29 protein-coding genes and 1 pseudogene are annotated in these 25,617 nt (G+C 73.5%); 19 read left to right on the top strand and 11 right to left on the bottom strand.

The features are described from left to right. Nucleotides 1-310 precede the first annotated feature (310 nt). The 7 genes from ABTZ17_RS10110 (at nt 311) to amaP (ending at nt 3,987) form a co-directional block, all read left to right on the top strand. Nucleotides 311-532 (top strand): helix-turn-helix domain-containing protein, encoded by a 222-nt coding sequence (locus tag ABTZ17_RS10110; RefSeq protein WP_352195080.1) that lies wholly within the window; start codon nt 311-313, stop codon nt 530-532. 120 nt (nt 533-652) lie between these two features. After that, nucleotides 653-1,432 carry an enoyl-CoA hydratase/isomerase family protein gene (locus ABTZ17_RS10105; protein WP_352195079.1) on the top strand — a complete coding sequence of 260 codons (780 nt, stop codon included), beginning with the start codon at nt 653-655 and terminating at the stop codon, nt 1,430-1,432. A 188-nt stretch (nt 1,433-1,620) separates the two neighbouring features. Continuing rightward, nucleotides 1,621-2,073 (top strand): Asp23/Gls24 family envelope stress response protein, encoded by a 453-nt coding sequence (locus tag ABTZ17_RS10100; RefSeq protein WP_352195078.1) that lies wholly within the window; start codon nt 1,621-1,623, stop codon nt 2,071-2,073. 30 nt (nt 2,074-2,103) lie between these two features. Beyond that, complete coding sequence (locus ABTZ17_RS10095) at nt 2,104-2,289, top strand: hypothetical protein (protein ID WP_352195077.1); 186 nt, start codon at nt 2,104-2,106, stop codon at nt 2,287-2,289. Nucleotides 2,290-2,378: 89 nt separating this feature from the next. Beyond that, nucleotides 2,379-2,762 (top strand): Asp23/Gls24 family envelope stress response protein, encoded by a 384-nt coding sequence (locus ABTZ17_RS10090; RefSeq protein ID WP_352195098.1) that lies wholly within the window; start codon nt 2,379-2,381, stop codon nt 2,760-2,762. Continuing rightward, complete coding sequence (locus ABTZ17_RS10085) at nt 2,759-3,427, top strand: DUF6286 domain-containing protein (RefSeq protein WP_352195076.1); 669 nt, start codon at nt 2,759-2,761, stop codon at nt 3,425-3,427. The genes ABTZ17_RS10090 and ABTZ17_RS10085 overlap by 4 nt, the downstream gene beginning before the upstream one ends. Continuing rightward, on the top strand, nt 3,424-3,987 hold the full coding sequence (amaP, locus tag ABTZ17_RS10080; RefSeq protein ID WP_352195075.1) for an alkaline shock response membrane anchor protein AmaP: 564 nt from the start codon (nt 3,424-3,426) through the stop codon (nt 3,985-3,987). Before ABTZ17_RS10085 ends, amaP begins: the two co-directional genes overlap by 4 nt. A 39-nt stretch (nt 3,988-4,026) precedes the next feature. Here amaP and ABTZ17_RS10075 read toward each other — a convergent pair whose 3' ends face one another. The 5 genes from ABTZ17_RS10075 to ABTZ17_RS10055 form a co-directional block, all read right to left on the bottom strand. After that, complete coding sequence (locus tag ABTZ17_RS10075; protein WP_352195074.1) at nt 4,027-4,782, bottom strand: SDR family oxidoreductase; 756 nt, start codon at nt 4,780-4,782, stop codon at nt 4,027-4,029. 156 nt (nt 4,783-4,938) lie between these two features. Beyond that, nucleotides 4,939-5,769 (bottom strand): SURF1 family cytochrome oxidase biogenesis protein, encoded by an 831-nt coding sequence (locus ABTZ17_RS10070; RefSeq protein WP_352195073.1) that lies wholly within the window; start codon nt 5,767-5,769, stop codon nt 4,939-4,941. Nucleotides 5,770-6,045: 276 nt separating this feature from the next. Beyond that, entirely contained in the window at nt 6,046-6,279 is a 234-nt protein-coding gene (locus ABTZ17_RS10065; protein WP_352195072.1) for a metallothionein, read from the bottom strand. 63 nt (nt 6,280-6,342) lie between these two features. Further along, nucleotides 6,343-7,329 carry a DEDDh family exonuclease gene (locus ABTZ17_RS10060; RefSeq protein ID WP_352195071.1) on the bottom strand — a complete coding sequence of 329 codons (987 nt, stop codon included), beginning with the start codon at nt 7,327-7,329 and terminating at the stop codon, nt 6,343-6,345. Between the two features lie 221 nt (nt 7,330-7,550). Continuing rightward, the gene (locus tag ABTZ17_RS10055; RefSeq protein WP_352195097.1) at nt 7,551-8,177 is read right to left on the bottom strand and encodes a TetR/AcrR family transcriptional regulator; all 627 of its coding nucleotides are present in this window, start codon (nt 8,175-8,177) and stop codon (nt 7,551-7,553) included. A 124-nt stretch (nt 8,178-8,301) separates the two neighbouring features. On the opposite strand from ABTZ17_RS10055, the gene ABTZ17_RS10050 reads away from it, so the two are divergent. Genes ABTZ17_RS10050 through ABTZ17_RS10035 form a run of 4 tightly spaced genes read left to right on the top strand, consistent with a single transcriptional unit; the run spans nt 8,302 to nt 12,619 of the window. Continuing rightward, nucleotides 8,302-9,099 (top strand): acetoacetate decarboxylase family protein, encoded by a 798-nt coding sequence (locus ABTZ17_RS10050; RefSeq protein WP_352195070.1) that lies wholly within the window; start codon nt 8,302-8,304, stop codon nt 9,097-9,099. A gap of 1 nt (nt 9,100) precedes the next feature. Further along, a complete protein-coding gene (locus ABTZ17_RS10045) occupies nt 9,101-9,985 on the top strand; it encodes an SDR family NAD(P)-dependent oxidoreductase (RefSeq protein WP_352195069.1) in 885 nt (294 codons plus the stop codon). 10 nt (nt 9,986-9,995) lie between these two features. Then, entirely contained in the window at nt 9,996-11,324 is a 1,329-nt protein-coding gene (locus ABTZ17_RS10040) for an amidohydrolase family protein (RefSeq protein WP_352195068.1), read from the top strand. Then, nucleotides 11,321-12,619, top strand: coding sequence for an amidohydrolase family protein (locus ABTZ17_RS10035; protein WP_352195067.1), 1,299 nt, complete (start codon nt 11,321-11,323; stop codon nt 12,617-12,619). Before ABTZ17_RS10040 ends, ABTZ17_RS10035 begins: the two co-directional genes overlap by 4 nt. Before the next feature lie 31 nt (nt 12,620-12,650). Here the strand turns inward: ABTZ17_RS10035 and ABTZ17_RS10030 are convergent, their stop codons facing one another. Next, a complete protein-coding gene (locus tag ABTZ17_RS10030) occupies nt 12,651-12,851 on the bottom strand; it encodes a hypothetical protein (protein ID WP_352195066.1) in 201 nt (66 codons plus the stop codon). Nucleotides 12,852-13,347: 496 nt separating this feature from the next. Here ABTZ17_RS10030 and ABTZ17_RS10025 point away from each other — a divergent pair, with 496 nt between their 5' ends. Next, complete coding sequence (locus tag ABTZ17_RS10025; protein WP_352195065.1) at nt 13,348-13,575, top strand: hypothetical protein; 228 nt, start codon at nt 13,348-13,350, stop codon at nt 13,573-13,575. A 687-nt stretch (nt 13,576-14,262) separates the two neighbouring features. On the opposite strand, the pseudogene ABTZ17_RS36865 reads toward ABTZ17_RS10025, so the two are convergent. Beyond that, nucleotides 14,263-14,595: pseudogene (locus ABTZ17_RS36865) on the bottom strand (NACHT N-terminal Helical domain 1-containing protein); the annotation flags it as partial. 267 nt (nt 14,596-14,862) lie between these two features. Between ABTZ17_RS36865 and ABTZ17_RS10015 the strand changes: the two are divergent. The 3 genes from ABTZ17_RS10015 (at nt 14,863) to ABTZ17_RS10005 (ending at nt 17,633) form a co-directional block, all read left to right on the top strand. Continuing rightward, on the top strand, nt 14,863-15,783 hold the full coding sequence (locus tag ABTZ17_RS10015; RefSeq protein ID WP_352195063.1) for a sterol desaturase family protein: 921 nt from the start codon (nt 14,863-14,865) through the stop codon (nt 15,781-15,783). A gap of 44 nt (nt 15,784-15,827) precedes the next feature. Further along, the gene (locus ABTZ17_RS10010; protein WP_352195096.1) at nt 15,828-16,499 is read left to right on the top strand and encodes a lysoplasmalogenase; all 672 of its coding nucleotides are present in this window, start codon (nt 15,828-15,830) and stop codon (nt 16,497-16,499) included. A gap of 90 nt (nt 16,500-16,589) precedes the next feature. Beyond that, nucleotides 16,590-17,633, top strand: coding sequence for a zinc-dependent alcohol dehydrogenase family protein (locus tag ABTZ17_RS10005; protein ID WP_352195062.1), 1,044 nt, complete (start codon nt 16,590-16,592; stop codon nt 17,631-17,633). Between the two features lie 114 nt (nt 17,634-17,747). On the opposite strand, the gene ABTZ17_RS10000 is transcribed toward ABTZ17_RS10005, so the two are convergent. Continuing rightward, the gene (locus ABTZ17_RS10000; protein ID WP_352195061.1) at nt 17,748-19,274 is read right to left on the bottom strand and encodes a S8 family serine peptidase; all 1,527 of its coding nucleotides are present in this window, start codon (nt 19,272-19,274) and stop codon (nt 17,748-17,750) included. A 261-nt stretch (nt 19,275-19,535) separates the two neighbouring features. On the opposite strand from ABTZ17_RS10000, the gene ABTZ17_RS09995 reads away from it, so the two are divergent. The 3 genes from ABTZ17_RS09995 to moaA all read left to right on the top strand — a co-directional run bounded on the left by ABTZ17_RS09995 (nt 19,536) and on the right by moaA (nt 22,688). Then, nucleotides 19,536-19,910 carry a DUF485 domain-containing protein gene (locus tag ABTZ17_RS09995; protein ID WP_352195060.1) on the top strand — a complete coding sequence of 125 codons (375 nt, stop codon included), beginning with the start codon at nt 19,536-19,538 and terminating at the stop codon, nt 19,908-19,910. Beyond that, the gene (locus ABTZ17_RS09990) at nt 19,907-21,544 is read left to right on the top strand and encodes a monocarboxylic acid transporter (protein WP_352195059.1); all 1,638 of its coding nucleotides are present in this window, start codon (nt 19,907-19,909) and stop codon (nt 21,542-21,544) included. The genes ABTZ17_RS09995 and ABTZ17_RS09990 overlap by 4 nt, the downstream gene beginning before the upstream one ends. A gap of 154 nt (nt 21,545-21,698) precedes the next feature. After that, nucleotides 21,699-22,688 (top strand): GTP 3',8-cyclase MoaA, encoded by a 990-nt coding sequence (gene moaA, locus ABTZ17_RS09985; RefSeq protein ID WP_352195058.1) that lies wholly within the window; start codon nt 21,699-21,701, stop codon nt 22,686-22,688. Nucleotides 22,689-22,802: 114 nt separating this feature from the next. Here moaA and ABTZ17_RS09980 read toward each other — a convergent pair whose 3' ends face one another. Together ABTZ17_RS09980 and ABTZ17_RS09975 are read right to left on the bottom strand one after the other, a co-directional pair. Further along, on the bottom strand, nt 22,803-23,072 hold the full coding sequence (locus ABTZ17_RS09980; protein WP_352195057.1) for a hypothetical protein: 270 nt from the start codon (nt 23,070-23,072) through the stop codon (nt 22,803-22,805). Nucleotides 23,073-23,304: 232 nt separating this feature from the next. After that, a complete protein-coding gene (locus ABTZ17_RS09975; RefSeq protein WP_352195056.1) occupies nt 23,305-23,625 on the bottom strand; it encodes a DUF3099 domain-containing protein in 321 nt (106 codons plus the stop codon). 249 nt (nt 23,626-23,874) lie between these two features. Here ABTZ17_RS09975 and ABTZ17_RS09970 point away from each other — a divergent pair, with 249 nt between their 5' ends. Then, entirely contained in the window at nt 23,875-24,150 is a 276-nt protein-coding gene (locus tag ABTZ17_RS09970) for a GlsB/YeaQ/YmgE family stress response membrane protein (RefSeq protein WP_352195055.1), read from the top strand. 101 nt (nt 24,151-24,251) lie between these two features. Here the strand turns inward: ABTZ17_RS09970 and tyrS are convergent, their stop codons facing one another. Next, nucleotides 24,252-25,520 (bottom strand): tyrosine--tRNA ligase, encoded by a 1,269-nt coding sequence (gene tyrS, locus ABTZ17_RS09965; protein WP_352195054.1) that lies wholly within the window; start codon nt 25,518-25,520, stop codon nt 24,252-24,254. Between the last annotated feature and the right edge of the window lie 97 nt (nt 25,521-25,617).

Below are 25,617 nucleotides of genomic sequence, written 5' to 3'. Positions count from 1 at the left end.
CGCGGCCCGGCTTCCCGATCATTCGGCTCATCGGTGATCCATCATCTGAGTGAGCCCGTCTCGTACCGCTGCATCCTGTACAACGGCCCCCAGCGACCAGCACCGCATCTCGGGGCGCGGCCGGGGTTGCGTGTTCCCCGTCACACCGCTCTGACCTGCCCGTTCACCCGTCGCGAAGGTCGCCGGGGGGCAGCGGAAGCGGAACGGAAGAAAATTGCCCGCGATCCGACCTTGCCGAATGGGTGGCCAGGAAGGCCGGGAGGGGTGATCATGAGAAGCACCAGAGCGCACTTCCCACGAGGAGGCACGGGTGGCCGAGACTCTGAAGAAGGGCAGCCGGGTGACCGGCGTCGCGCGCGACAAGCTCGCGGCAGACCTGAAGCGAAAGTACGACTCCGGTTCGAGCATCCGGGCGCTGGCCGAGGAAACCGGCCGCTCCTACGGATTCGTCCACCGGATGCTCAGCGAGTCCGGAGTCACACTGCGCGGTCGCGGTGGCGCGACCCGCGGTAAGAAGGCGGCCTCGGCCTGACCTGGGCCCGGCCGAGAACCACACCGCCGTCACGGCCTTCGTGACCCCCGGTCGGCCATCCGGCCGACTGGGTGGTTACTGTGCAGTCACTTCTCATTCGACTGCTCTCCGGAGGCATCGATGGCTCTGCTCGACAAGGACGGCGTACGGCTCACCGTCGAAGACACGGTCGCCACGGTGACACTGACCAATCCGGCCAAGCGCAACGCCCAGTCCCCCGCGCTCTGGAGGGCGTTGACGGAGGCCGGGCGGTCGCTTCCGGGCACCGTGCGGGTCGTCGTCCTGAACGGTGAGGGCCAGTCCTTCTCCGCAGGGCTCGACCGCCAGGGGTTCACCCCCGAGGGCTTCGAGGGAGAGCCGTCCTTCCTGGATCTGGCGCGCTCCGAGGACGCGCGACTGGACGCCACCATCGCCGATTACCAGGAGGCTTTCACCTGGTGGCGACGGAGCGACCTCATCACCGTCGCCGCGGTGCAGGGGCATGCCATCGGGGCGGGCTTCCAGCTCGCCCTCGCCTGCGACCTGCGCGTCGTCGCCGACGACGTGCGCTTCGCCATGCGCGAGACCAGCCTGGGCCTGGTGCCGGACCTCACCGGAACCCACCCGCTCGTCTCCCTCGTGGGCTACGCCCGCGCCCTGGAGATCTGCGTGACCGGCCGCTTCGTCCAGGCGGAGGAGGCCGAACGCATCGGCCTCGCCAACCTGGTCGTACCGGGCGCCGAACTCGACGACGCCGTCAAGGACCTCACCGCCGCCCTGCTGGCCGCCCCCCGGGACGCCGTCATCGAGACGAAGACCCTCCTGCGCGGCGCCACCACCCGCTCGTACGAGGAGCAGCGAGCCGCCGAACGGGCCTCCCAGGCCCGCCGCCTGCGCGATCTCGCGGGCCTCTCCGACTGACCCCATCCCCGGGCCACACCCCCTCCGACCTGCGGTTCCGTCCGCGCGGGCGGAAGGCTCGCCCGCGTCCACCGTCCCGCCCCGGCCCCTCGGCCGGGGCGGGACGCGCATGTCCGGGCGCCGCGCCGGGAAGGAGCCTGGCGCTTACGGTGGACAGGGATTCCGGCCGGCCCGAAGGGACGCAGACGATGAGCGAGAGCGACACAGGCAAGATCCCCACTGGCAAGCCCACGGGCCAGGTCCCCCCGCCGTCGGAGCGCGGCCGGACCTCCATCGCCGACGGGGTGGTGGAGAAGATCGCCGGCCTGGCGGCCCGCGAGGTGATCGGCGTCCACGCCCTGGGCAGCGGCCTGGCCCGCACCCTCGGGGCGGTCCGCGACCGGGTCCCCGGCGGCGGCAGCCGGTCGGTGACCCGCGGGGTCAAGGCCGAGGTGGGCGAGGTCCAGACCGCCCTCGACCTGGAGATCGTCGTCGACTACGGCGTGTCGATCCGCGAGGTGGCCCGGGCGGTCCGTGAGAACGTCGTCTCGGCAGTGGAACGGATGGCGGGCCTCGAAGTGGTCGAGGTCAACATCGCCGTCACCGACGTGAAGCTGCCGGACGACCCGGACGAGGGCGAGCCGGAGAGCCGGCTCCAGTAACGGTCCGGACGGAGGGCGAGGGAGCGCGCGATGACGATGGCACAGACCGGCCTGCTCGCCGGCATGGCACTGGGGTTCGCCGCCTACTTCGGCGGATTCGGGGCCTTCCTGCTGGTGGCGGCCCTGGGCGCGATCGGGTTCGTCCTCGGCAGGTTCTTCGACGGGGACCTCGAACCGGGCGACCTGTTCCGGCCCCGCGAGGACCGGCGCCGGTGACCCCCGCACCGGGGGACGGGCGGACCGCGGCGGAGCCGCCGGGCCCCGGCCCGGTCCCCGAGCGGGATCCGGACCTGCCGGACCCGGACGTGCCGGACCCCGTCCGGCCCGGCCCCGGGCGCGGCTCCCGGGCCTCCCGGATCCCGGCCGCGGAGCGCGGCGCCACCCGGATCGCGGACCGGGTCGTGGCCCGGATCGCCGCCCAGGCCGCCCGGGAAGCGGTGGGGACCCCGCCCGCCGGCGGCGCGGCCCCGCACGCCACCGTGACGGTCCACCACGACATCGCCCGGGTCCGCATCAGCCTCGAACTCGACTACCCCACGGACCTCGGGGCCCGCTGCGCGGCCGTCCGCAGCCGGGTCACCGGACGGGTCGAGGAACTCGCCGGCATGGCCGTCCCCGAAGTGGACATCGAGGTGGAGCGGCTGCACCCGGCCCCGCGGCCCGCCTCCGGACGCGGCGGCCTCCGGTGACCGGGCCCGCCGCCGCCGGGGACACCACGGATCCGGCGCCCGACCCGGCCCCCGCGGGCCCGCCCCCCGGCCCGCCCGAGGCGGGCGGCTCCGGCGCGGCACCCGTCCCGGTGCTCCCGGACCGGCCCGCCGCCCGGTTCCGCTCCCCGCGCCGGCTGCCCGCGGCCCTCACCGCCCTCGCGGTGCTCGCCGTCTCCGCGCCGTTCCTCTACGACGTCGCCGCCGTCCGCGCCCACCGCCCCGGCATGCACTGGCGACGGAGCCTCGCCGAACGGCTGGAACACCACACCCTGGACGACCCGTCCGTGCTCGCGGGCGCCGTCCTGCTCCTGCTCCTCGGCGCGCTCCTGCTCTTCCTCGCCTTCGCCCCGGGGCTCCGCTCCCTGCTGCCGATGGCGGGCGGCGGAGAACTGCGCGCCGGACTGACCCGCCGGGCCGCCGCGCTGGTGATCCGGGACCGGGCCATGGAGGTCTCCGGGGTCCGCTCCGTACGGGTCTCCATGGGCCGGCATCGCGTCGGGGTCCGCGCCGTCTCGCACTTCCGGGAGCTGGACGAGGTCCGGGAGGACCTGACGGAGGTCCTGGCCGTGGCGGTGGACGAACTCGGCCTGGCGCGGCCCCCGCGCCCACAGGTCCGGGTCACCCGACTCACCGGAAAGGGGTGACGGCCGTGCTCGGGACGGTCAACCGGACCCTGCTCGCCCTCGTGGGGTCGGTCCTGCTCGGCGCCGGCACCGTGCTGTTGGCGGGCCTGCCCCCGTACACGGGCCGCGGGGACGTGCTGCTCAGCGCGGCGGACCGGCACCGCTGGTCGGACCACGGCTGGTGGTGGCCGGTGGTCCTGGCCGCGCTGGCCCTGCTGGTGCTGCTCGCCCTGTGGTGGCTGCTCGCGCAGGTGCGCCGGTCCCGGCTGTCCGTGGTGCTGGTCGACACCGGCGACGGGGCCGGGGCGCTGCTGCGCGGCCGGGCCCTGGAGGCCGCCCTCACCGAGGAGGCCGCCGCCCTGGACGGAGTGGCGCAGGCCCGGGTGACCCTGCACGGCCGGCGCGAGGCCCCCGAGGTGCGGCTGCGGCTGGTCCTGGAGCCGCACGCGGTGCCCGCCGACGCGGTGGCGGCACTGGAGGGCGGGGTCCTGGCCCGCGCCCGGGCCTCCGTCGGGCTGACGGAACTCCCCGCCGAGGCCCGGCTCCGGGTGGTCGCCCACCACGCGCAGCGGGTGAACTGACCGGTCCGGCGGGAGCGCGTCCCGCCGGACCGGACGCCCTCAGAATCCGTGCCGGGCCCCGCCGTCCACCGGGAGCATGACCCCGGTGAGGTAGGAGGCGGCGGGGGAGAGCAGGAAGGCCGCGGTCTTGCCGAACTCCTCCGGGGAGCCGTAGCGGCGCAGGGGGATCCGCGCCTCGTTGGCGGCGCGGGCGGCTTCCGCGTCCCCGCCCAGGGCGTCCAGTTCGCGGACCCGGTCGGTGTCGATCCGGGAGGGCAGCAGGCCGACCACGCGGATGCCGCGCGGCCCCAGCTCGTCCGCGAGGGACTTCGCGAACCCGGCCAGGCCGGGCCGCAGCCCGTTGGAGATGGTCAGGCCCGGGATCGGCTCGTGGACCGAGGCCGAGAGCACGAAGCCGATGACCCCGCCCCGGCCGAGCTCCGCGGCGGCGGTCCGGGCCAGCCGGACCGCGCCCAGGAAGACCGTGGAGAAGGCGGCCGTCCACTGTTCGTCGGTGTTGTCGGCGGCGAAGCCGGGGGCCGGTCCGCCCACGCTGACGAGCACGCCGTCGAAGCGGCCGAAGTGCTCGCGGGCCGCGGCGATCAGGGCGGTGGCGGCCTCCGGGTCGGCGTTGTCGGCGACCACCCCGACGGCGGTCGGGCCGAGGGCGGCCGCAGCGGCCGCGACCCGCTCCGGGTCCCGCCCGGTCAGCACCACCTTCGCCCCGTCGGCGGCCAGTTCCCGCGCCGCGGCGAAGCCCAGCCCGCGGGTGGCTCCGGTGACGACGTACACACGGTCCTTCAGTCCGAGATCCATGCGCCTACGCTAACCGGCCCCGACGGGTCGTCACCCGCCGCCCGGCCCCGTGCCGCGCGGGGTCTCCCGGCGCGAGTCCTCGGGGTGGGGCGGTCCGGTGCGGTGCGATGCGGTGGCCCGGAAGGGGCGGCCCCGGGAGGGGCCGGCGAGGATGCCTCAGGCCGGGACGCCGGCCTCCGCGTCCGTGCCCGCCCCGTCGCCGGAGCCGTCCCCGGCCGCCGCGGCGGCGGCCCGCCGGGCGTCCTCCTCGCGGTCCCGCTTCTCCCGGCGCACCAGCACCACCCAGCCCACCGGTACCGCTCCGGCGAAGATCCACCACTGGATGGCGTAGGCCATGTGCGCGCCGATGGAGTCGTGGTCGGGCTCCGGGACCGGCTCCGGGCTGCCCGAGGAGGGCACCGGCGCGGTCAGTTCCACGTAGCCGCCGAGCACCGGCCGCTTCAGGGCCGCCGCCTGCTGCTCGCTGTTGATGAGCATGACCTGGCGGTCCGGCAGGCCCCGGCGGTTCTTGATCCCGCTGTCCTCGGTGGTCTCGTCCGCCTTGAGCCGGCCCGTCACCGTGACCTCGCCGGTGGGCGGCTTCGGAACCGTCGGGTAGGCCCGGGCGTCGGTGCCGCTCGGCACCCAGCCGCGGTTGACCAGCACGGCCCGACCGTCGTCCAGGAGCAGCGGGGTCAGCACGTGGAATCCGGGGCGCTCGTCTGCGGAGGTCCGCATCCGCACCACCACCTCGTGGGTGGTGTCGAAGCGGCCGGTGGCCGTGACCGCCCGCCACCAGTCCGAGCGCGGGACCTCGTGCCCGGGCGAGGTCAGCTCGGTGACCGGCACCGGGGCCGACTCCAGGCTGTTCGCGATCAGCGAGTTCTGTGCGACCCGGTGCTCATGGCGGTGGAACTGCCAGAAGCCCAGCTTGGTCATCGCGGGGATGAGCAGGAGGGCGAGGAGGGTGAGGCACACCCACTGCCGGGTCAGTACAAAGCGGTACACGCCACGACGGTACCGGGCCCGGTGCGCGGCGCGGCGCCGGGGTCCCTTCTCGGGGGGCGGGGAAAGGCGAGCGGGCCGGGCGGGCCGGGTGGGGATCCGGGTACATCGGGGGTTCACACGTGACATTGCGGTGTCACGGGTCACGTTCCCATGGGACACGACACGGGCCGCGCCCCGACGCGGGCCGCGCCCGGGGAGGTGGTGGTGGTGACACGGCGACGGCGCCCGGGGCCCTCGGGCCCGCCGGACGCCGCCGATCGGTTTCGTTCGGGAGACTCAGACGCGGTCGACGATCCCCGCCTTCCCTTCCGCGCGGGCGCAGTGTCCCCCGCAGTACCAGTGCCCCTCGACCTCGACCCCCTGGCCGATGATCTGCACCCGGCAGTGCTCGCAGATGGGCGCCATCCGGTGGATGGCGCAGGAGAAGCAGTCGAAGACGTGCACCGCGCCCTGCGCGTGCACCTCGAAGGACATCCCGTAGTCGTTTCCGCAGACTTCACAACGTGCCATGCGCCACAGGGTGGGACCGCCGGCTGCCGGCGGGCGGACGGCGGGCGGCGCGTCGCGCCAGGCTCACCCGTCTGCCGGAGCCACGTCCCGGAGCAGGTGGGTGAAGGCGGCCTCGTCCACCACCGGGGTCCCGAACGCCTTCGCCTTGACCGTCTTCGACGTGGCCGAATCCGGGTCGTTGGTGACCAGCAGACTGGTGAGCCGGGACACGCTCGTCGCCACGTGCAGCCCGGCCTCCACGGCCCGGTCCTCCAGCAGCTCACGGTCCACCGAGGTGTCACCCGAGAAGGCGATCCGCATGCCCTGGCGCAGCGGGGCCCCGTCGGCGTACCGGCCCGGGTTGGGGTACGGGCACGGGGGCCGCTTCCGCGAGGGCCGCCAGCCGCCGCCCCGGAAGGAGCCCGGCCCGCCCTGGTACCCGACGCGCGGCGCGGCCGGGGCGTCCGACCACTCCGTGAGCGGCCGGCACTCCAGCAGCGGCAGCCGCACCCCGTCGCGGGCGGCCGCGTGCAGCGAGGGCCGGAAGGCCTCCGCCAGCACCCGGGCGTCGTCCAGGGCGTGGTGGGCGCGCTGCTGGACCACGCCGAAGTGCGCGGCCAGCGACTCCAGTTTGTGGTTGGGCAGCGGCAGCGCCAGCTCCTTCGACAGGGCGATGGTGCACAGCCGCTGCCGGACCGGCACGGTCTCGGCGGCCCGCGCGTACTCCCGGGCGATCATCTGCCAGTCGAACATGGCGTTGTGCGCGACGAGCACCCGCCCCTCCAGCCGCTCCGCGAACTCGCCCGCGACCTCTTTGAAGAGCGGGGCGTCCGCCAGGACCGCGCTGGTCAGCCCGTGGATCCAGACCGGTCCGGGATCGCGCTCCGGGTTGACCAGCGTGTACCAGTGGTCTTCCACGTTGCCCCGGGCGTCGAGCCGGTAGACGGCCGCGGAGACTATCCGGTCGTCGCGAGCGAGCCCGGTGGTCTCCACGTCGACCACCGCGTACCCCTGCGGGTAGGCGGCGGGCCAGGTCGTCTCTGCGGTCGTACGGTCGTCGAGCATGGTCACAGAGGATACGGGCCCCCGCCGACACGCGGGGCACGCTCCCGCCCCATCACCCCGCGCCCCCGGCGGGGTTCGGCCACCCCGCACCCGCCGCCGCGAGGCGTGCGTCACACCGCCGTGGCCCCTTCCACCCCTTCGGCCCCTCCCGACACCTCCGGTTCCTTCGGTCACCGGAGCGGCGCACCGTCGACGCTCGGCCCCGCACCCGGCGCCCGTGACCCCCGTCACGTCGGGGGTGGGGTGAGGAGGGAGCGGACCAGGGCGCGGAGGGAGAGGAGGAAGAGGCGTTCGGGGGCGACCGGGCGGGCCAGGGCGCGGGCCAGGGCCGGGTCGCCGGGGCCGACGGCCGGGTCCCACAGCTCGGCCTCGGCGGGGGACTGGGCGGGGGAGCGCTCGCGGTTCCGCTCGACCAGCACGAAGCCGACCACCTGGAACTGCACGGCCCGTACCGCGTCCGCGGCCCGCGCCCCGGTCAGGCCCGCGGCGTGCACCTCGTGCGCCAGGGCCTGCTGGGCCGGCAGGAACATCAGCTCGGTCAGGCCCCGTTCGTGGACCATCGCGATCAGGTGCGGGCGTTCGCGCAGCTCGCGGCGGAGGATCCGGCCCACCGAGACGATCCGCTCGGCCGGGGTGCGTCCCGCCGGCCGGATGGCGCCCATCTCGGCCACGGTCCGCTCCACGAGGGCGTCCAGCAGGGACTCGCGGTTGCCGACGTGCCAGTAGATCGAGGTGACGGCGGTGTCCAGCTCGGCGGCGAGCCGGCGCATGGTCAGCGCCGCCGGGCCGTGCCCGCGGACCAGGGCGGCGGCCGCCGCCAGGACCTCCGCGCGGGTCAGCGTCTCGCGGGCCATACCGCCCCCAGTGATCTGATGTTCCGTCATGGCGTGTGCGTGCAGCGGTCTTTACCCTTCATCGGGGGCGGTGTAACTGTGTTACAGGCACCCGGGAACGAACCCAGCGAAGGGTGGTACACCCATGGCACGCGTACGGTACGGAGCGCGCACCGAGGCCGAGATCGCGGCGGCGCGCGAGAAGAACGCGAAGATCCCCGACATCTGGTCCACCGGCGTGGTGGCGGTCTGGGAGACCGACCCGGACGTGGTGGCGGCCGTGCTGCCGCCGCCCCTGAAACCGGCCGAGGAGCCCCTGGTCCGGGCCGCCATCAGCACCGTGGACCTGCCCGGATACCCGCTCGGCGCCGGCTCGGTCGCGGTGGCCGCCCGGCACGGCTCGGTCACCGGCTGGTACCCGCTCGTCATGCCGATGACCCACGAACGGGCCCTGACCGGCGGCCGGGAGGTCTTCGGCGAGCCCAAGAAGCTCGGCGAGGTCACCGTGGAGCGGGACGGGCTCGTGGTCCGGGCCGCGCTGGCCCGGCACGGCATCGCCTTCGTCGAGGTCCGCGGGGCCGTGGACCGCGCCCTCCCGCTCCCCGAACCGGAGCCCAAGACGGACTTCTACTTCAAGTTCCTGCCCGCCGTGGACGGATCCGGCCTGGAGTCCGAACCGGTGCTGGTGCACTGCGTCCGCAACGAGCGGATCAGGAAACTGGAGAACGTCACCGGTGACGTGGTGCTCCGCGAGTCCATGTACGACCCGGTGGCCGACCTCACCGTCCGCCGCCTCGTCGGGATCACCATCGGGGAGAAGACCACCGACCAGCAGGGCCGGGTGGTCGAGAGGGTCAGCGCCGACGCCCTGTTGCCCTACGTCCACCAGCGCTACGACGACCCGCGGCAGGTCCTCGACGGCCCGCCCGAGGGGAGCGTCTGAGATGCGGCTGGAAGCGGGACAGACCGCCGTGGTCACCGGGGCCGCGAGCGGGGTCGGCCTCGCCCTGGCCCGCCGGTTCGCCGCCGAAGGGCTGAAGGTGGTCCTCGCCGACGTGGAGGAGGCCGCCCTGGCCAAGGCCGTCGACGAGCTCACCGCCGACGGGGCCGAGGTCCTCGCCCGGGTCACCGACGTCTCCGACCGGGACTCCGTCCTCGCCCTCGCCGACGCCGCCTACGCGACCTTCGGCGCCGTCCACGTGCTCTGCAACAACGCGGGCGTGGGCTCCGGGGCCGAGGGCCGCATGTGGGAACACGAACCCAACGACTGGAAATGGGCCTTCTCCGTCAACGTCTGGGGAGTCTTCCACGGCATCCAGGCGTTCGTCCCCCGCATGCTCGCGGCCGGCGCCCCCGGGCACGTGGTCAACACCTCCTCCGGCGACGGCGGCATCGCCCCGCTGCCGACTGCCTCCGTCTACGCCGTCACCAAGGCCGCCGTGGTCACGATGACCGAATCCCTCTACGCCCACCTGCGCGCCGAGGGGGCGGCCGTCGGTGCCTCCGTGCTCTTCCCCGGACCGCACATGCTGCGCACCGGACTGTGGGAGTCGCACCGCAACCGGCCCGAGCGCTATGCCAAGGAACGCCCGCGCCGCACGCCGTACCGCACCCTCGACCAGTACGAGACCGCGATGCGGGAGGCCGGGCAGGAGGTGCGGTTCACGCCGGTGGAGGAGGTCGCCGGGCACGTGGTCGACGGGATCCGCGCCGACCGCTTCTGGATGCTTCCCCCGAGCGAGCACAGCGACCGCCAGATCCTCGCCCGGTCCCGCTCCATGCTCGACCGTGCCGACCCCACCTACCTGGAACGCTTCATCCTCGACTGAGGGGTGCAATGTGACCGACGACAGTGCAACGTCAAACACCGCACCGCAGGGTGACACCTCCCACCAGGACCCCTACCTGATCATCTCCTCCGACTGCCACGCCGGACTCCCCACCGAGCGCTACCGGCCCTACCTCGACTCCCGCTACCACCGGCAGTTCGACGAGTTCCTCGGGCAGCGCGACGCCCGCCGCGAGGAGGCCACCCGCCTCGGCATCCGCAACGAGGCCTTCGCCGAGAAGTGGTTCCACGACAACGAGGAGGGCCTCCGCGGCGGCTGGGACCCGGCACAGCGCCTGAAGGAACTCGACGGCGACGGGGTCGCCGCCGAAGTGGTCTTCCCCGACGCCGACGCCGTGGACAGCGGGACCGCCGCCCCCTTCGGCGTGGGCCTCGGCCTCTCCGGAGACCAGGACCCCGAGCTCGGCATGGCCGGCGCCCGCGCCCACAACCGCTGGCTCGCCGAGTTCGTCTCCGAGAACCCCGAACGCCACTGCGGGGTGGCCCTCCTCCCCGTCACCGCCGACCCCGCCGAGGTGGTCGCCGAGATCCACCGCGCCCGCGCCTCCGGCCTCGGCGCCCTCATGATCCCCTCCATGTGGGTCGACGCCCCCGCCTACCACGACCGCCGCTACGACCCGGTGTGGGCCGCCGCCGCCGAGACCGGCATGCCCGTGCTCACCCACTCGGGGGCCGCGCCCCGCCAGGAGTACGGCGACCACCTCGGCATCTACGTGTCCGAGGTGACCTGGTGGCCCGCCCGCCCGCTGTGGTTCCTGCTCTGGTCCGGGGTCTTCGAACGGCACCCCGGGCTGCGCTTCGGCGTGGCCGAGTCGGGCTGCTGGTGGCTGCCGAACCTGCTGTGGTTCATGGACCGCCTCTACCTCGGCGCGCACGGCGGCAAGAAGCTGTCGCCGTTCGCGGAGCTGCGGCGCGCGCCCAGCGCCTACGTGGACCGGCAGGTCTTCGTCTGCGCCACCAACACCAAGCGCCGCGAGCTGGCCCAGCGGTACGAGATCGGCGTGGACAACATCCTGTGGGGCTCGGACTTCCCGCACCCCGAGGGCACCTGGCCCGCCACCCGCGACTGGCTGCGGCGGACCTTCCACGACATCCCGGTGGACGAGACCCGCCGGATGCTGGGCCTGGCCGCCGCCGAGGTCTTCGGCTTCGACACCGAGCGCCTGGCCCCGCTGGCGCGCCGGATCGGCCCCACCCCGGCCGAACTCGGCCAGCCCGCCGACCAGGCGGCCGTCGTCGCCTCCTGGGCCCGCTCCCGCGAGACCGGCCGGCACTGGCTGACCGGCGGGGACTTCCCCGTGCTGGGGACCGGCGCATGACCGCCCCCGGCCGCGGCGCCGCCCCGCGGGACACCGCCGCGGGCCCCCACCCGGACCCCGCCCCCGCGCGCGAGGACCGCTACACCGTCATCTCCGCCGACTGCCACGCCGGCGCCGACCTCCTCGACTACCGCCCCTACCTGGAGAAGGAGCACCACGAGGAGTTCGACGCCTGGGCCGCCTCCTACGTCAACCCGTACGAGGACCTCCTCGCCGACAGCGCCGACCTCAACTGGAACTCCGCGCGGCGCCTCGCCGAACTGGAGGCCGACGGCATCGTCGCCGAGGTCGTCTTCCCCAACACCATCCCGCCCTTCTTCCCCAGCGCCGCCCTGATGGCGCCGACCCCCGACCGCGCCGAGTACGAGCGGCGCTGGGCGGGCCTGCGCGCCCACAACCGCTGGCTGGCCGACTTCTGCGCCGAGGCCCCGGGCCGTCGGGCCGGGGTGGCGCAGATCCTCCTCAACGACGTGGACGAGGCGGTCCGCGAGATCAGGCGCTCCGTCGACGCGGGGCTGACCGGCGGGATCCTGCTGCCCGGCACGCCGCCCGGCTGCGGACTGCCGGAGCTGTACTCGCAGGTGTACGACCCGATCTGGGCGGTCTGCGAGGAGCTGGGGGTGCCGGTCAACCACCACGGGGGTTCGGCCTCCCCGCCGCTGGGGGAGGAGGCGGCGGCCCGGGCGGTGTTCATGGTGGAGACCACCTGGTTCTCGCACCGGGCCCTGTGGCACCTCACCTTCGGCGGGGCCTTCCGCCGCCACCCCGGCCTCAAGCTGGTCCTGACCGAGCAGGGTTCGGGCTGGATCCCGGGGGTGCTGGAGATGCTGGACTACTACCACGGCCGGCTGGTCGCGGCGGCGGGCCGGGCGCGGACCGCCGAGAAGAAGTTCGGCGCGGGGCTGGCCGAGAGCATGGGCAAGGGCCCCAGCGAGGTCTGGCGGGACAACTGTTTCGTCGGGGCCAGCTTCATGCGCCCGCACGAGGTGCCGCTGCGGGACCGGATCGGCCTCGACAAGATCATGTGGGGCAGCGACTTCCCGCACGACGAGGGCACCGCCCCCTTCTCCCGGGAGGGCCTGCGGATCGCCTACGCGGGGCTGCCCCGGGAGGAGGTGGCCGCGATGGTGGGCGGCAACGCGGCCCGCGTGTACGGCTTCGACCTCGGATTCCTCGCCCCCCTGGCGGCGGAGCACGGGCCGACGCCGGCCGAGATCGCCGTACCGCTCACGGAGGTCCCGGCCGAGGCGTCCAGCCCGGCCTTCGCCCGCGGCGGGTCGGTGCGCGTCTGGTGAGCGCGCCGGCCGCCGCGTCCCGCGGAGCGGCTCAGGCCACCCTGAGCCGCTCCGGCGGGAACAGCCCGGCCCCCAGCACCTCGGCCCCGCCGGTCACGGTAAGGTGCAGGCCCTCCAGGGCGGCCAGCGGCCGCAGGTCCAGCACGCCCCGGCAGTCGTACAGGCCCAGGGAGGTGAGCCGGGGCAGGGCACGCAGCGGTTCCAGTTCGCCGGCCAGCCGGGAGGAGGACACCGAGAGCGCGGTCAGCCCGCGGTGCCGCAGCAGGGCGGCCGGGTCCAGCGCGCCGAGCCCGGTGAGCTGGAGGAAGTCCAGGGCGGGCAGCGGGGTGAGGCGTTCCAGTTGTACGGCCTGGTCCTCGCCGGAGACGGTCAGCCAGCGCAGGCCGGGCCAGCGCTCCAGCCCGTCCAGGGAGAGCCCGTGGGCGCCGGGGTAGAGGCCGAGTCCGGTCAGTTCCGGTCCGGCGGGCAGTTCGCCGGCGGAGCGGAGCCCGGGGTCGAAGTCGAGGCCGAAGTGGCGCAGGTGGGGGAAGGAGGCGAGGACGTCCGGGGCGGTGCCCGGCGGGAAGCGGTAGAGGGTCAGGGTGTGCAGGGGCAGGCCGCGCAGTCCGTCGAGGGCGGCGGCGGGACTGCCGTTGACGCCGAGCCGGTCGAGTCGGGGGCAGTGCCCGCAGCGGGGTGAGGTCGCGGAGGTCGGAGTTGCCGAGGAGGTAGAGGGCGGTGAGGCCGGTGTGCGCGGTGAGTTCCGGGGAGAGGCCGTCCAGGACCGCTTCGGCGTAGCGGGTCGGCTCGAACTGTGCCCAGCTCCGCGAGAGTTCGAGGAGAACGCCGGTGCGCCGGTCGTCGCGGAAGGCAGCCAGGACCTCCAGGGCGCGTTCCCCGCCGACCAGGGCGGCGGTGCGGACGGTGGCCGCGGCCTCCGGTTCGGTGAGGCCGCCGGGTCCGGGCAGGAGTTTTAGGACGAGTTCGCCGACCCGGGCCAGTTCGGCGGCGGCCTCTTCGCCGCGCGGGGGCAGCAGGGCGGCGGTGCGCCGTTCGATCTCGGCGCGGACCGCCGGGTCCAGTTCCGGGGCGTGCTCCAGGCAGGCGGCGGCGAGGAGGACCAGCCGGCCGTGGTGGGCGGGGGAGCGTTCGGCCTGCCGCAGCAGGTCCCGCAGGAGCCGGGCGCGTTCGTCGCTGCGGGCGTGGCCGACGGCCATCCGCACCACGTCGTCCCACCGGTCGTCGTAGGCGTTGCGGGCGAGCACCCCGAAGTCGCGCGATTCCACAGCCTCCTTGGCGCCGAGGTGGTCGAGGAAGGTGGCGTGCACGAAGTCCACCTCGCCGGGGACGGGTTCGCGCAGCACTCCGCTGCGGATCAGCAGGTGGGTGAACACCTGCTCGGTGGTGCCCTGTTCGCGGGCCTGCGGCATCGCGGCCAGCCGGCCGTCGATCAGGCCGACGGCCAGTTCGCGGGAGCTCTGTCGCCGGTCGTTGCGGATGAGCCGGTACGCGAACCGCTGCAGCAGCAGGGTCTGTTCGTCGCGGGTGAGTTCCACCCCCTCGACGCCGGTGATCTCCCGCTCGGTGTCCCGGCGGACGAGCAGCAGGTCGAGGGCGGCGTCGTACAGCTCCTTGCGGGCCCGGGGCAGCTGCATGCGGCGGTGCCGGTTGAGGGCGCACAGCAGGGCGCGTTCGTAGCGGGCGAGGGCGGCGGCGGCCCCCGGGTCGGCGGGATCCTCGCCGTCGAGGGCGAAGAGCTCCGCGGGGCCGAGCTCGCCCAGGGCGGCGAAGGCGTCACGGACCCCGAGGGCCACCGCGGTCCGTTCGCCCTCGGGCAGGGATTCCACCGGACCGCGCAGCCGACGCGCCAACTGCCCGGTCAGCCGCTCCAGTTCGTCGGGGCCCAAGGTGGCGGGGCGGCGCCACCGGGGGGCCGGGGCGATCGGCTCGCGGGCCAGTCCGGCCCCGGGGGAGCGGTCGAGGGCGGCGCGGACCAGGGCCCCGGCCGCCGCTCCCGCCGCCTTTGAGGAGCACCGTCTCGAATCCGGTCATGCGCCCGCCCTCCCCCGTCCGCCCGGCGCGGACCGGCACCGGGCGGGCCAGTATCGGCAGCGCCGGCCCGGCCGTACAGGCGGCTACCGGCCCTTCCGGAGGTGCGCCGGGGCGCGCGTACCCGCCGAGGTGGTACCGGAGGTAACCCGAATGAATACTGATTGGTAACAACCTCTGGCGGAGCCCCGGAACCCGCCTCTATGGTCCTTGTCATGTCCAAGCTGCCCGATGTCGTGCTGTGGTCCATACCTGCCTTCGTGCTGCTCACGGTGGTGGAGCTGATCAGCTACCGGCTCCATCCCGACGAGGACGCCGAGGGGTACGAGACGAAGGACTCCGTCACCAGCCTCAGCATGGGACTGGGCAGCCTCGCCTTCGACGCCCTGTGGAAGATCCCGGTCGTCGCCCTCTACACCGCGGTCTACGAACTCACCCCGCTGCGCGTCCCCGTGCACTGGTGGACCGTCCTGCTGATGCTCTTCGTCCAGGACTTCCTCTACTACTGGCAGCACCGCGGCCACCACGTGATCCGCATCCTGTGGGCCTGTCACGTGGTCCACCACTCCAGCCGCCGGTTCAACCTCACCACGGCCCTGCGGCAGCCCTGGACCAGCGTCACCTCCTGGCCCTTCTACCTGCCGATGATCGCCCTCGGCGTCCACCCGGCGGCCGTGGCCTTCTGCTACTCGGTCAACCTGCTCTACCAGTTCTGGATCCACACCGAGCGCATCGGCAAGCTCCCCCGGCCCGTGGAGTTCCTCTTCAACACCCCCTCCCACCACCGGGTCCACCACGCCTCCCAGGGCGGCTACCTCGACCGCAACTTCGGCGGCATCCTCATCGTCTGGGACCGCGTCTTCGGCTCCTTCGTGCCCGAGACCGACCGCCCCGTGTACGGGCTGACCAAGAACATCGGCACCCACAACCCGCTCCGGGTGGCCACCCACGAGTACGTCTCCATCGCCCGCGACCTGCGCGCCGCCCGCAGCTGGAGGGAACGCGGCGGCCGCCTCTTCCGCGGCCCCGGCTGGAGCCCGACCCCGCACCCGGCCCCCGCCCCCGGGGCCGCCGACCTCGCGCCCCCGCCCGACGCGGCGACCACCCCCGCCACCGCCGGGGAGCGTGCCGCGTGACCGGCTCCCTCACCGACGGCACCCCCCGCACCCCCTCCTGGGCGCTGACCGCCGACCCCACCGCCTCCGCCCGCCGCACCCGCCTCGGCCGGCTGCTGCTCACCGCCTTCGCCGTGGCCGCCGCGGGCGACCTGCTCTCCCTCCTCATCGGCTGGGACGCGGGCCACCCGCTCTTCAAACCGCTCCTGATGCCCCTCCTCGCCGGGTACGTCCTCACCCGGCGGGGCCCCGGCCTCCTCACGGCCGCCCTGCTCTTCGGCTGGGGCGGGGACGTGGCCCTCCTCTTCGACGCCGACCTCGCCTTCCTCCTCGGCATGGGCTCCTTCGCCGCCGGACACGTCTGCTACCTGGTCCTCTTCGGCCGCCGCCGCGCCTCGCCGCTGCTCGGCGCCGGGTACGCCGTCGCCCTCACGGGCACGGTCGCCCTGCTCTGGAGCGACCTGCCCGCCGACCTGCGCGTCCCCGTGGCCGGGTACAGCCTGCTGCTCACCACCATGGCCTGGCGCTCCGGCGCCCTCGGCCGGACCGCCGGGCTCGGCGGGGCGCTGTTCCTGCTCTCCGACACCCTGATCGCCACCGGCGTGGCCGCCTGGCCCCAGCCGCCCCGCCCCGACTTCTGGATCATGCTCACCTACCTGGCCGCCCAGTACCTGCTGGCCCAGGGCGTCCTCGCGGCGGCCCCGCGACGCGACTCCGGACGGGCGGGCGTACGGTAGGACGATCGTGGCCGGAAACCATCGGCCGCCCTGTCCGAGCCGGACGAGCCCACCAGGCCGCCCGGGCCGTACGAACCCGAGGATCCCCGCATGCGCGCCACCGTCATCCACGCCCCGCACGACATCCGCGTGGAGGAGGTGCCCGACGCCCGGATCCAGCGGCCCGGGGACGCGGTGGTCCGGGTGGTCCGGGCCTGCATCTGCGGCAGCGACCTGTGGGCCTACCGCGGCGAGGCCCAGCGGCAGCCCGGCCAGCGGATCGGCCACGAGTTCCTCGGCATCGTCGAGGAGACCGGCTCCGAGGTCTCCGGCTTCCGCCGCGGCGACCTGGTCGTCGCCCCCTTCATGTGGTCCGACGGCACCTGCGACTACTGCGCCGAGGGCCTGTACACCTCCTGCGTGCACGGCGGCTTCTGGGGCTCGGTCGGCCACGACGGCGGGCAGGGCGAGGCCGTGCGCGTCCCGCACGCCGACGGCACCCTGGTGGCCCTGCCGGCCGACGCCGCCTCCGACGACCGGCTGCTGACCGCCCTGCTGGCCCTCTCCGACGTCATGGGCACCGGCCACCACGCGGCCCTCGGCGCCGGGGTCCGCCCGGGCGCCACCGTCGCCGTCGTCGGCGACGGGGCCGTCGGCCTGTGCGGGGTGCTCGCCGCCCGCCGCCTCGGCGCCGAGCGCATCATCGCCCTGGGCCGGCACACCGTCCGCACCGACATCGCCCGCTCCTTCGGCGCCACCGACGTGGTCGCCGAGCGCGGCGAGGCCGCCGTGGCCGCCGTCCGCGAGCTCACCGGCGGCGCCGGGGCGCACGCCGTCATCGAGGCCGTGGGCACCGAACAGTCCATGCGCACCGCCGTCGGCATCACCCGCGACGGCGGGGCCATCGGCTACGTGGGCGTCCCGCACGGCAGCGGCACCGGACTCGACCTCGGCCTCATGTTCGACCGCAACCTCACCCTGCGCGGCGGGGTCGCCCCGGTCCGCGCCTACCTCCCCGAGCTGCTCCGGGACGTCCTCGACGGCACCATCGACCCGTCCCCGGTCTTCGACCGGACCGTCACCCTCGACGAGGTCCCCGAGGGCTACCGGGCCATGGACGACCGCTCCGCCCTGAAGGTCCTCATCACCCCCTGACACCCGGCGCCCCCGGCCGCCCCCTCCCGGTACGGCCGGGAGCCCCCGGGCCCGGAAACGGCCGCGGGGGCCGTCCCGGCGTGATCACGCCCGGACGGCCCCCGCGCCCACCGCCTACTTCACGGCGCGCAGCGCGTTCACCACACCGGAGCCGTAGTAGCCGGTCTGGCCCCACTTGGCCTTGCAGGTGGTGGCGTCGACCAGGGCGCCGGTGGCGTCGTAGATCTTGTCCGGGCAGGCCGTCCGGTCCGCCTGCGCCTTCAGCATCCGCTGGAGCTGCGCCGGGGTGGCGTACGGGTGGGCGCTCTTCAGCAGCGCCGCCACACCGGCCACGTGCGGGGCGGCCATCGAGGTGCCCTGCTTGTAGCCGTAGCCGCCCGGGACGGTGGACAGGATCCGGCCGTTGGCGTCGGCCGTCGCCGGGACCTGGTACTTGTCGCCGCCGGGGGCCGCCACGTCCGCGACGCCCAGGCCGTAGTTCGAGAAGTACGAGCGCAGGCCCTCGGCACCCGTGGAGGTCACCGTGACCACGCCCGGGAGCTGGGTCGGCAGGTCCAGGCAGACCTTCGGGTCGATGGTCCGCTCCACCGGCACCGTGTCGTTCGGGCTGGTGACGTCGGTGATGCTCGCCGCCGCGAAGTCCATGTTCGAGTTGCCGGCCGCCGCGACGTTCAGCACGCCCTTGCGCTCGGCGTACTTCGTGGCCCGCGCCAGGGCCTCCACGAGGGCCTTCTGGTCGTCGTCGGTCTTGCAGTTGAAGTACCAGGGGTCGACGTAGTAGCTGTTGTTCGTCACCTCGATCCCCTTGTCGGCGGCGAACATGAAGCCGCAGACGACCGCCTCGGTGAAGAACAGGCTGGTCGCCGGCTCGCTCACCTTGATCGCGGAGATCTTCACGCCCGGGGCGACGCCGGTGACGCCGATCCCGTTGCGCGGGGCGGCTATGGTGCCCGCCACGTGCGTGCCGTGGTCGCTGCCGTCGGCGTAGGGCCGCCAGGCGCCCTCGGAGGTGTCCGCGACACCGCCCACGCAGTTGGCGGACTGCTCACGGGAGAAGTTCGGCGCCAAATCGGGGTGCGTGTCGTCCACACCCGTGTCGATCACGCCGACGGTGACCCTGCGGCTGCCATCGTTGATCTTGTGCGCCTGGTCGGCCTTGATCGTCCGAATGTCCCACTGGTTCGGCTCCAGCGGCTCCTCACCCGGGGCGGCCTTGGCCGCCGCCGCCGCGGCGTCCGCGGCGCTGAGGCGCTGGGTGGTGCCCTCCTCGTGGGTCTGCACCGTCTGCAGCGGGGCCGTCCGGGTGGCGCCGGCCGAGGCCACGCCCTTCGCCGCGCGGATCGTCTTCGCGAACTCCGGGTTCTGCGAGTGGACGACGATGACGCCGATCTTGTCGTACGCGATCACCACCGTGCCACCGGCCCGCTCGATGGCCTTCTTCACCTGCTTCACCTGGCCGTACGCGCCGAGGTTCACCACGTACGACAGCTTCGGGCCGGTGGTGCCGGCGGCCGGGGCGGTCACCGAGTCCAGCGGGGCGGCCGTGGCCGTCACCGAGGGCAGGAAACCGAGCGAGGCCGTGAGCGCCAGGCCGACCGGCACGGCGAGCGCGCGGCGGCGACGGGACCCGAGATGAGCCATGGGTTCTCCACATCATCAGCGAAAAGGCCGTCCTGACGCGGTCGCGTTGGACGGGACATGACGAGTGAAGCTAGCGCCGATCTTCCCGCCGAAGCAATGAATTCCGAAAGAAAAAACGGGTGTTGAACCTCCGCCGACCGCGGTCCGTGCCGTTGACAGCAGGGGAACAGCACCACACGTCCCCTGGAGGCCGATATGTCCGCCGTCCCCGTCCCCGCACCCGCGACCGCCCAGGCCGCGACCGAGCACCCAGGAGAGCCCGTGACCACCGAAGCGCCACCGCCCCCGGGCAGCGGGGACACCCACCCCGCCGGCCCCACCACGGAGGAATACGCCGAGGTCCAGCAGAGCCCCGAGTTCGCCGAGCTCCGCCGCTCCTACCGCTCCTTCGCCTTCCCCCTCACCGTGGCCTTCATCGCCTGGTACCTGCTCTACGTCCTGCTCTCGAACTACGCGGGCGACTTCATGGGCACCAAACTCTTCGGCAACGTCAACGTGGCCCTCGCCCTCGGACTCGCCCAGTTCGCCACCACCTTCCTCATCGCCTGGTGGTACGCCCGCCACGCCGCAGCCGAACTCGACCCCAAGGCCGAGGCCATCAAGGCCCGCATGTCCCGCACGGAGGACGGCGCATGACCCCCGCCCAGCTGCTCCCGGCCACCCCGCTCGCCGTCGGCTCGGCCTCCGAGCACCGCCCGCTGATCATCACCCTCTTCGGGCTCTTCGTCGTGGCCACCCTGATCATCACCGTCTGGGCCGGCCGCCAGACCCGCGGCGCCTCCGACTTCTACGCCGGCGGCCGCCAGTTCACCGGCTTCCAGAACGGCCTGGCCATCTCCGGCGACTACATGTCCGCCGCGTCCTTCCTCGGCATCGCCGGAGCCATCGCCCTCTTCGGCTACGACGGCTTCCTCTACTCCATCGGCTTCCTGGTGGCCTGGCTCGTCGCCCTGCTCCTCGTCGCCGAACCGCTCCGCAACTCCGGCCGCTACACCATGGGCGACGTCCTCGCCTACCGGATGCGCCAGCGCCCCGTCCGCACCGCCGCCGGCACCTCCACCATCGTGGTCTCCATCTTCTACCTGCTCGCCCAGATGGCCGGCGCGGGCGTCCTGGTCTCCCTGCTCCTCGGCATCACCAGCGACGGCGGCAAGGTCGCCATCGTGGCCCTGGTCGGCCTGCTGATGATCGTCTACGTCACCATCGGCGGCATGAAGGGCACCACCTGGGTCCAGATGGTCAAGGCCGTCCTCCTCATCGCGGGCGCCCTCCTCATCACCTTCCTGGTCCTGCTCAAGTTCGACTTCAGCGTCTCCGAACTCCTCGGCCGCGCCGCCGAGAACAGCGGCCAGGGCGCCGCCTTCCTGGAGCCCGGCCTGAAGTACGGGGCCACCGCCACCTCGAAGATCGACTTCATCTCGCTGGGCCTCGCCCTGGTCCTCGGCACCGCCGGACTGCCCCACATCCTCATCCGCTTCTACACGGTCCCCACCGCCAAGGCCGCCCGGAAGTCCGTCAACTGGGCCATCGGCATCATCGGCGCCTTCTACCTGATGACCATCGCCCTCGGCTTCGGCGCCGCCGCCCTCCTGGACCGGTCGGACATCATCGCCTCCAACAAGGCGGGCAACACCGCGGCCCCCATGCTCGCCGAGGCCGTCGGCGGCGGCACCGGCTCCACCGGCGGGGCCGTGCTCCTCGCCGTGATCTCCGCCGTCGCCTTCGCCACCATCCTCGCCGTGGTCGCCGGACTGACCCTCGCCTCCTCCTCGTCCTTCGCCCACGACATCTACGTCAACGTCATCCGCAAGGGCGAGGCCACCGAACGCGAGGAGATCCGCGCCGCCCGCTGGTCCACCGTCGTCATCGGCGCCGTCGCCATCGGCCTCGGCGCCCTGGCCCGCGACCTCAACGTGGCCGGGCTCGTCGCCCTCGCCTTCGCCGTCGCCGCCTCGGCCAACCTCCCCACCATCCTCTACAGCCTCTTCTGGAAGCGCTTCACCACCCGCGGCGCCCTCTGGTCCATCTACGGTGGCCTGATCTCGTCGGTCGTCCTGGTGCTGTTCTCACCCGTGGTGTCCGGCAAGCCCACCTCGATGTTCAAGAACGCCGACTTCTACTGGTTCCCCCTGGAGAACCCCGGGATCATCTCCATCCCCCTCGGCTTCCTCCTCGGCTGGCTGGGCACCGTCCTCTCCAAGGAGGCCCCCGACCTCGGAAAGTACGCCGAGCTCGAAGTCCGTTCGTTGACCGGTACGGGTGCCCACTGACATCCTCCGAACACCGAGCGTGGCCGCGTCGTACATCCCTACGACGCGGCCACGCCGTGTCTCGTTCTTTCGGGCAGCACCCCGCGCCACGGCCGTCGCGTAGGCTCGAAATGCGTGGAGACCTCTGCGGAACCGGACAAGGGAGGGGGCCCCAGTGCTCATCGACACATACGGCCGGAAAGCCACTGACCTGCGAGTCTCGCTCACCGACCGGTGCAACCTGCGCTGCACCTACTGCATGCCCGAAGAGGGCCTCCAGTGGCTCGCCAAGACGGACCTCCTCACCGACGACGAGATCGTCCGCCTCATCGACATCGCCGTCACCCACCTCGGCATCGAAGAGGTCCGCTTCACCGGCGGCGAGCCCCTGCTCCGCCCCGGACTGGTGGGCATCGTCGAGCGCTGCGCCGCCCTCGCCCCCCGCCCCAAGATGTCCCTCACCACCAACGGCATCGGCCTCAAGCGCACCGCCGCCGCCCTCAAGGCCGCCGGACTCGACCGGGTCAACGTCTCCCTCGACACCCTGCGCCCCGAGGTCTTCAAGACCCTCACCCGCCGGGACCGCCACCACGACGTCATCGAGGGCATGGCCGCCGCCCGCGAGGCCGGACTCACCCCCGTCAAGGTCAACGCCGTCCTCATGCCCGGACTCAACGAGGACGAGGCCCCCGACCTCCTGGCCTGGGCCGTCGAGAACGCCTACGAACTCCGCTTCATCGAGCAGATGCCCCTCGACGCCCAGCACGGCTGGAAGCGCGAGGGCATGATCACCGCCGGCGACATCCTCGCCTCCCTCCGCACCCGCTTCGAGCTCACCGAAGAGGGCGCCGGGGCCCGCGGCTCCGCCCCCGCCGAACGCTGGACCGTCGACGGCGGCCCCGCCACCGTCGGCGTCATCGCCTCCGTCACCCGCCCCTTCTGCCGGGCCTGCGACCGCACCCGCCTCACCGCCGACGGCCAGGTCCGCACCTGCCTCTTCGCCACCGAGGAGACCGACCTGCGCACCGCCCTGCGCTCCGGTGCCCCCGACGCGGAGATCGCCTCGCTCTGGAAGGGCGCGATGTGGGGCAAGAAGGCCGGCTCCGGACTCGACGACCCGTCCTTCCTCCAGCCCGACCGCCCGATGTCCGCGATCGGCGGCTGACACCGGGGCCCCGGCGGTGCCGGGGCCCGCGGCGGACCGTCCGGGCCCGGTTTCCGGGCCCGGACGCGAGTCCCGGTTCCGGACGCGGGCCGGGCAGGATCCGGAGGAGACGACCTAGGCGCGGGCCTCCGGCCCGGATCCCTCAGGACCGGAACCCTCCGGCTGCTCCCACTCCTCGAAGGCCACCACGTCCTTGAGGAAGCCCCGCACACCCAGGAACTGCGACAGGCTCTCGCGGTGCTCCTCGCAGGCCAGCCAGGTCTTGCGGCGCTCCGGCGTGTGCAGCTTCGGGTTGTTCCAGGCCAGCACCCACGCGGCGGCCGCGCGGCAGCCCTTGGCGGAGCAGATGGGCGCGCTTGTCTCGGAAGGGTTCAGGGAGATCACGCCCCCACCCTAGAACAGCGACTCGCGGGCGCCTCGGGCGGAAGGGCACTGGCTCCCGGGGCTTCCGGGACCTCCGCGTCCAGGTCCTGACCGGGGGCCTTTTCCGGGCCCGGGCACGACGACGCCGGGCAGCCACGGGGGGAGCTGCCCGGCGTCGGTCTGTCGCTCCGACGGGGGATGCGGAGCGCGTAGGAAGTATGTCACGCAGGACCGGGTGCGGTGCACCCGAACTTCAGGATTGGTCGGAGCCGTTCTCCGGGCCGCCGGGCCCCAGGGCCGGACGGACCATGAAGGTGGAGGGCGCCACCGGGGCGGATTCCCGCCCCGCGTTGGCGATGACCACGGCCACGTAGGGCAGCAGGGCCCCCGCGACCAGCGTCACGACGGCCACGTGCCGCTCCACGTTCCACAGCACCACGGTCGCGATCACCGACAGGGTCCGGATCACCATCGAGATGACGTAACGCCGCTGGCGCCCCCGCACGTCCTCCGCCAGGCCCGTACGCGCCCCGGTGATCTGGAAGACCTGGGCGCCCTTCGCCTTGCTCTTCACGTAGCCACCACCCGCATTCCCGCGCCGGAGGCCCAGCGCTCCGGTCGGCTTCCACGGTAGCCGCAGCGCCCCGCACCGTGGAGAGGGGGTACCGGCAAGCCGGGCATCGGTCCGTCACCGGACGCCCCTCGCGTCTCCTCGTGTCCCACCCGGTCCGGGCCCCGACCCCGCGGCCGCCCCGACATGCGCGATGCGCCCGAAAGGTCGAAACTGTCCGCACATGTGCATTTCGCACGAGGAGGAGGCGACATGAGTTGGTTGTGGGCGATCATCGTCGGATTCGTGCTGGGCCTGATCGCACGGGCCATCCTGCCCGGCAAGCAACACCAGCCGCTCTGGCTGACCACGGTCTTCGGCATCATCGGCGGGGTCCTCGGCAACGCCGTCGCCACCTGGATCGGCGTCAACGACACCAAGGGCATCGACTGGATCCGGCACCTGCTCCAGCTGGCCGGTGCGGTGGCCGTCGTCGGCCTCGGCGACATGGTCTACATGGCGATGAAGGGCGATCGCAAAACCGCCTGAGGGGCCCGGGGGCGGCGCGGGGGCCGGTACGGACGCATCCCGTCCGTACCGGCCCCCGCGCCGTACGCGCTCCGGCCCGAGGCCCCGCGGGGCCGACCGGCTCAGAGGCCGGTGACCTCCACCGCGGCCAGGTTCTTCTTGCCCCGGCGCAGCACCAGCCAGCGGCCGTACAGCAGTTCCTCGCGGGCCGGCACGGCGTCCTCGGCGGTGATCTTGACGTTGTTCACGTAGGCCCCGCCCTCCTTCACCGTCCGCCGACCCGCCGACTTGCTCGCCACCAGACCGGTCTCGGCGAGCAGGTCCACCACCGGCGCGAGCTCCGCCACCTCGGCGTGCGGCAGCTCCGACAGGGCCGCCGCCAGCGTGGCCTCGTCCAGCTCCGCCAGCTCGCCCTGCCCGAACAGCGCCTTCGAGGCGGCGATGACGGCCGCGGCCTGGTCCGCGCCGTGCACCAGCGCGGTCAGCTCCTCGGCCAGCGCCCGCTGCGCGGCCCGCGCCTGCGGACGCTCGGCGGTCTGCGCCTCCAGCTCCTCCAGCTCCTCCCGGCTACGGAAGGACAGGATCCGCATGTAGGTGGAGATGTCCCGGTCGTCCACGTTCAGCCAGAACTGGTAGAACGCGTACGGGGTGGTCATCTCCGGGTCCAGCCAGACCGCGCCGCTCTCGCTCTTGCCGAACTTCGTGCCGTCCGCCTTCACCATCAGCGGGGTGGCCATGGCGTGCACCACGGCCTCCGGCTCCAGGCGGTGGATCAGGTCGAGACCGGCGGTGAGGTTGCCCCACTGGTCCGACCCGCCCTGCTGGAGCACGCAACCGTGCCGGCGGTACAGCTCCAGGAAGTCCATGCCCTGGAGCAGCTGGTAGCTGAACTCGGTGTAGCTGATGCCCTCCTGGGACTCCAGGCGCTTGGCCACCGAGTCCTTGGTGAGCATCTTGTTCACGCGGAAGTGCTTGCCGATGTCCCGCAGGAACTCGATGGCGGACAGGCCCGCCGTCCAGTCCAGGTTGTTGACCATGACCGCGGCGTTCTCGCCCTCGAAGGACAGGAACGGCTCGATCTGCGTCCGCAGCCGCCCCACCCAGTTCGCGACCGTCTCCGGGTCGTTCAGGGTGCGCTCGGCCGTGGGCCGCGGGTCACCGATCTGGCCGGTGGCCCCGCCCACCAGCGCCAGCGGCCGGTGCCCGGCCTGCTGGAGCCGCCGCACGGTCAGCACCTGCACCAGGTGGCCGACGTGCAGGGAGGCCGCGGTCGGGTCGAAACCGCAATAGAACGTCACGGGACCGTCCGCGAAGGCCTTGCGCAGGGCCTCTTCGTCGGTGGACTGGGCGAACAGCCCGCGCCACTTCAGTTCGTCGACGATGTCCGTCACGGTCTCTCGACTCCTCTGGATATGGGGATTGCCGCCCCAGTCTAGGTCCTGCCGCCGACCCCCCGGTGACAGGACCGGGGACCGAACGGCGGCAGGA

The sequence above is a fragment of the Streptomyces sp. NPDC097619 genome (assembly GCF_040302735.1).
GTDB lineage: Bacteria > Actinomycetota > Actinomycetes > Streptomycetales > Streptomycetaceae > Streptomyces.
This window is presented reverse-complemented; position numbering and strand designations above follow the sequence as displayed.

Bases quoted from the DNA above. Each gene is read 5' to 3' on its own strand.
- ABTZ17_RS10105 (WP_352195079.1), top strand. From the start codon at position 653: ATGGCTCTGCTCGACAAGGACGGCGTACGGCTCACCGTCGAAGACACG.
- ABTZ17_RS10100 (WP_352195078.1), top strand. From the start codon at position 1,621: ATGAGCGAGAGCGACACAGGCAAGATCCCCACTGGCAAGCCCACGGGC.
- ABTZ17_RS10095 (WP_352195077.1), top strand. From the start codon at position 2,104: ATGACGATGGCACAGACCGGCCTGCTCGCCGGCATGGCACTGGGGTTC.
- ABTZ17_RS10075 (WP_352195074.1), bottom strand. From the start codon at position 4,782: ATGGATCTCGGACTGAAGGACCGTGTGTACGTCGTCACCGGAGCCACC.
- ABTZ17_RS10065 (WP_352195072.1), bottom strand. From the start codon at position 6,279: ATGGCACGTTGTGAAGTCTGCGGAAACGACTACGGGATGTCCTTCGAG.
- ABTZ17_RS10055 (WP_352195097.1), bottom strand. From the start codon at position 8,177: ATGGCCCGCGAGACGCTGACCCGCGCGGAGGTCCTGGCGGCGGCCGCC.
- ABTZ17_RS10050 (WP_352195070.1), top strand. From the start codon at position 8,302: ATGGCACGCGTACGGTACGGAGCGCGCACCGAGGCCGAGATCGCGGCG.
- ABTZ17_RS10045 (WP_352195069.1), top strand. From the start codon at position 9,101: ATGCGGCTGGAAGCGGGACAGACCGCCGTGGTCACCGGGGCCGCGAGC.
- ABTZ17_RS10035 (WP_352195067.1), top strand. From the start codon at position 11,321: ATGACCGCCCCCGGCCGCGGCGCCGCCCCGCGGGACACCGCCGCGGGC.
- ABTZ17_RS10015 (WP_352195063.1), top strand. From the start codon at position 14,863: ATGTCCAAGCTGCCCGATGTCGTGCTGTGGTCCATACCTGCCTTCGTG.
- ABTZ17_RS10005 (WP_352195062.1), top strand. From the start codon at position 16,590: ATGCGCGCCACCGTCATCCACGCCCCGCACGACATCCGCGTGGAGGAG.
- ABTZ17_RS10000 (WP_352195061.1), bottom strand. From the start codon at position 19,274: ATGGCTCATCTCGGGTCCCGTCGCCGCCGCGCGCTCGCCGTGCCGGTC.
- ABTZ17_RS09990 (WP_352195059.1), top strand. From the start codon at position 19,907: ATGACCCCCGCCCAGCTGCTCCCGGCCACCCCGCTCGCCGTCGGCTCG.
- ABTZ17_RS09970 (WP_352195055.1), top strand. From the start codon at position 23,875: ATGAGTTGGTTGTGGGCGATCATCGTCGGATTCGTGCTGGGCCTGATC.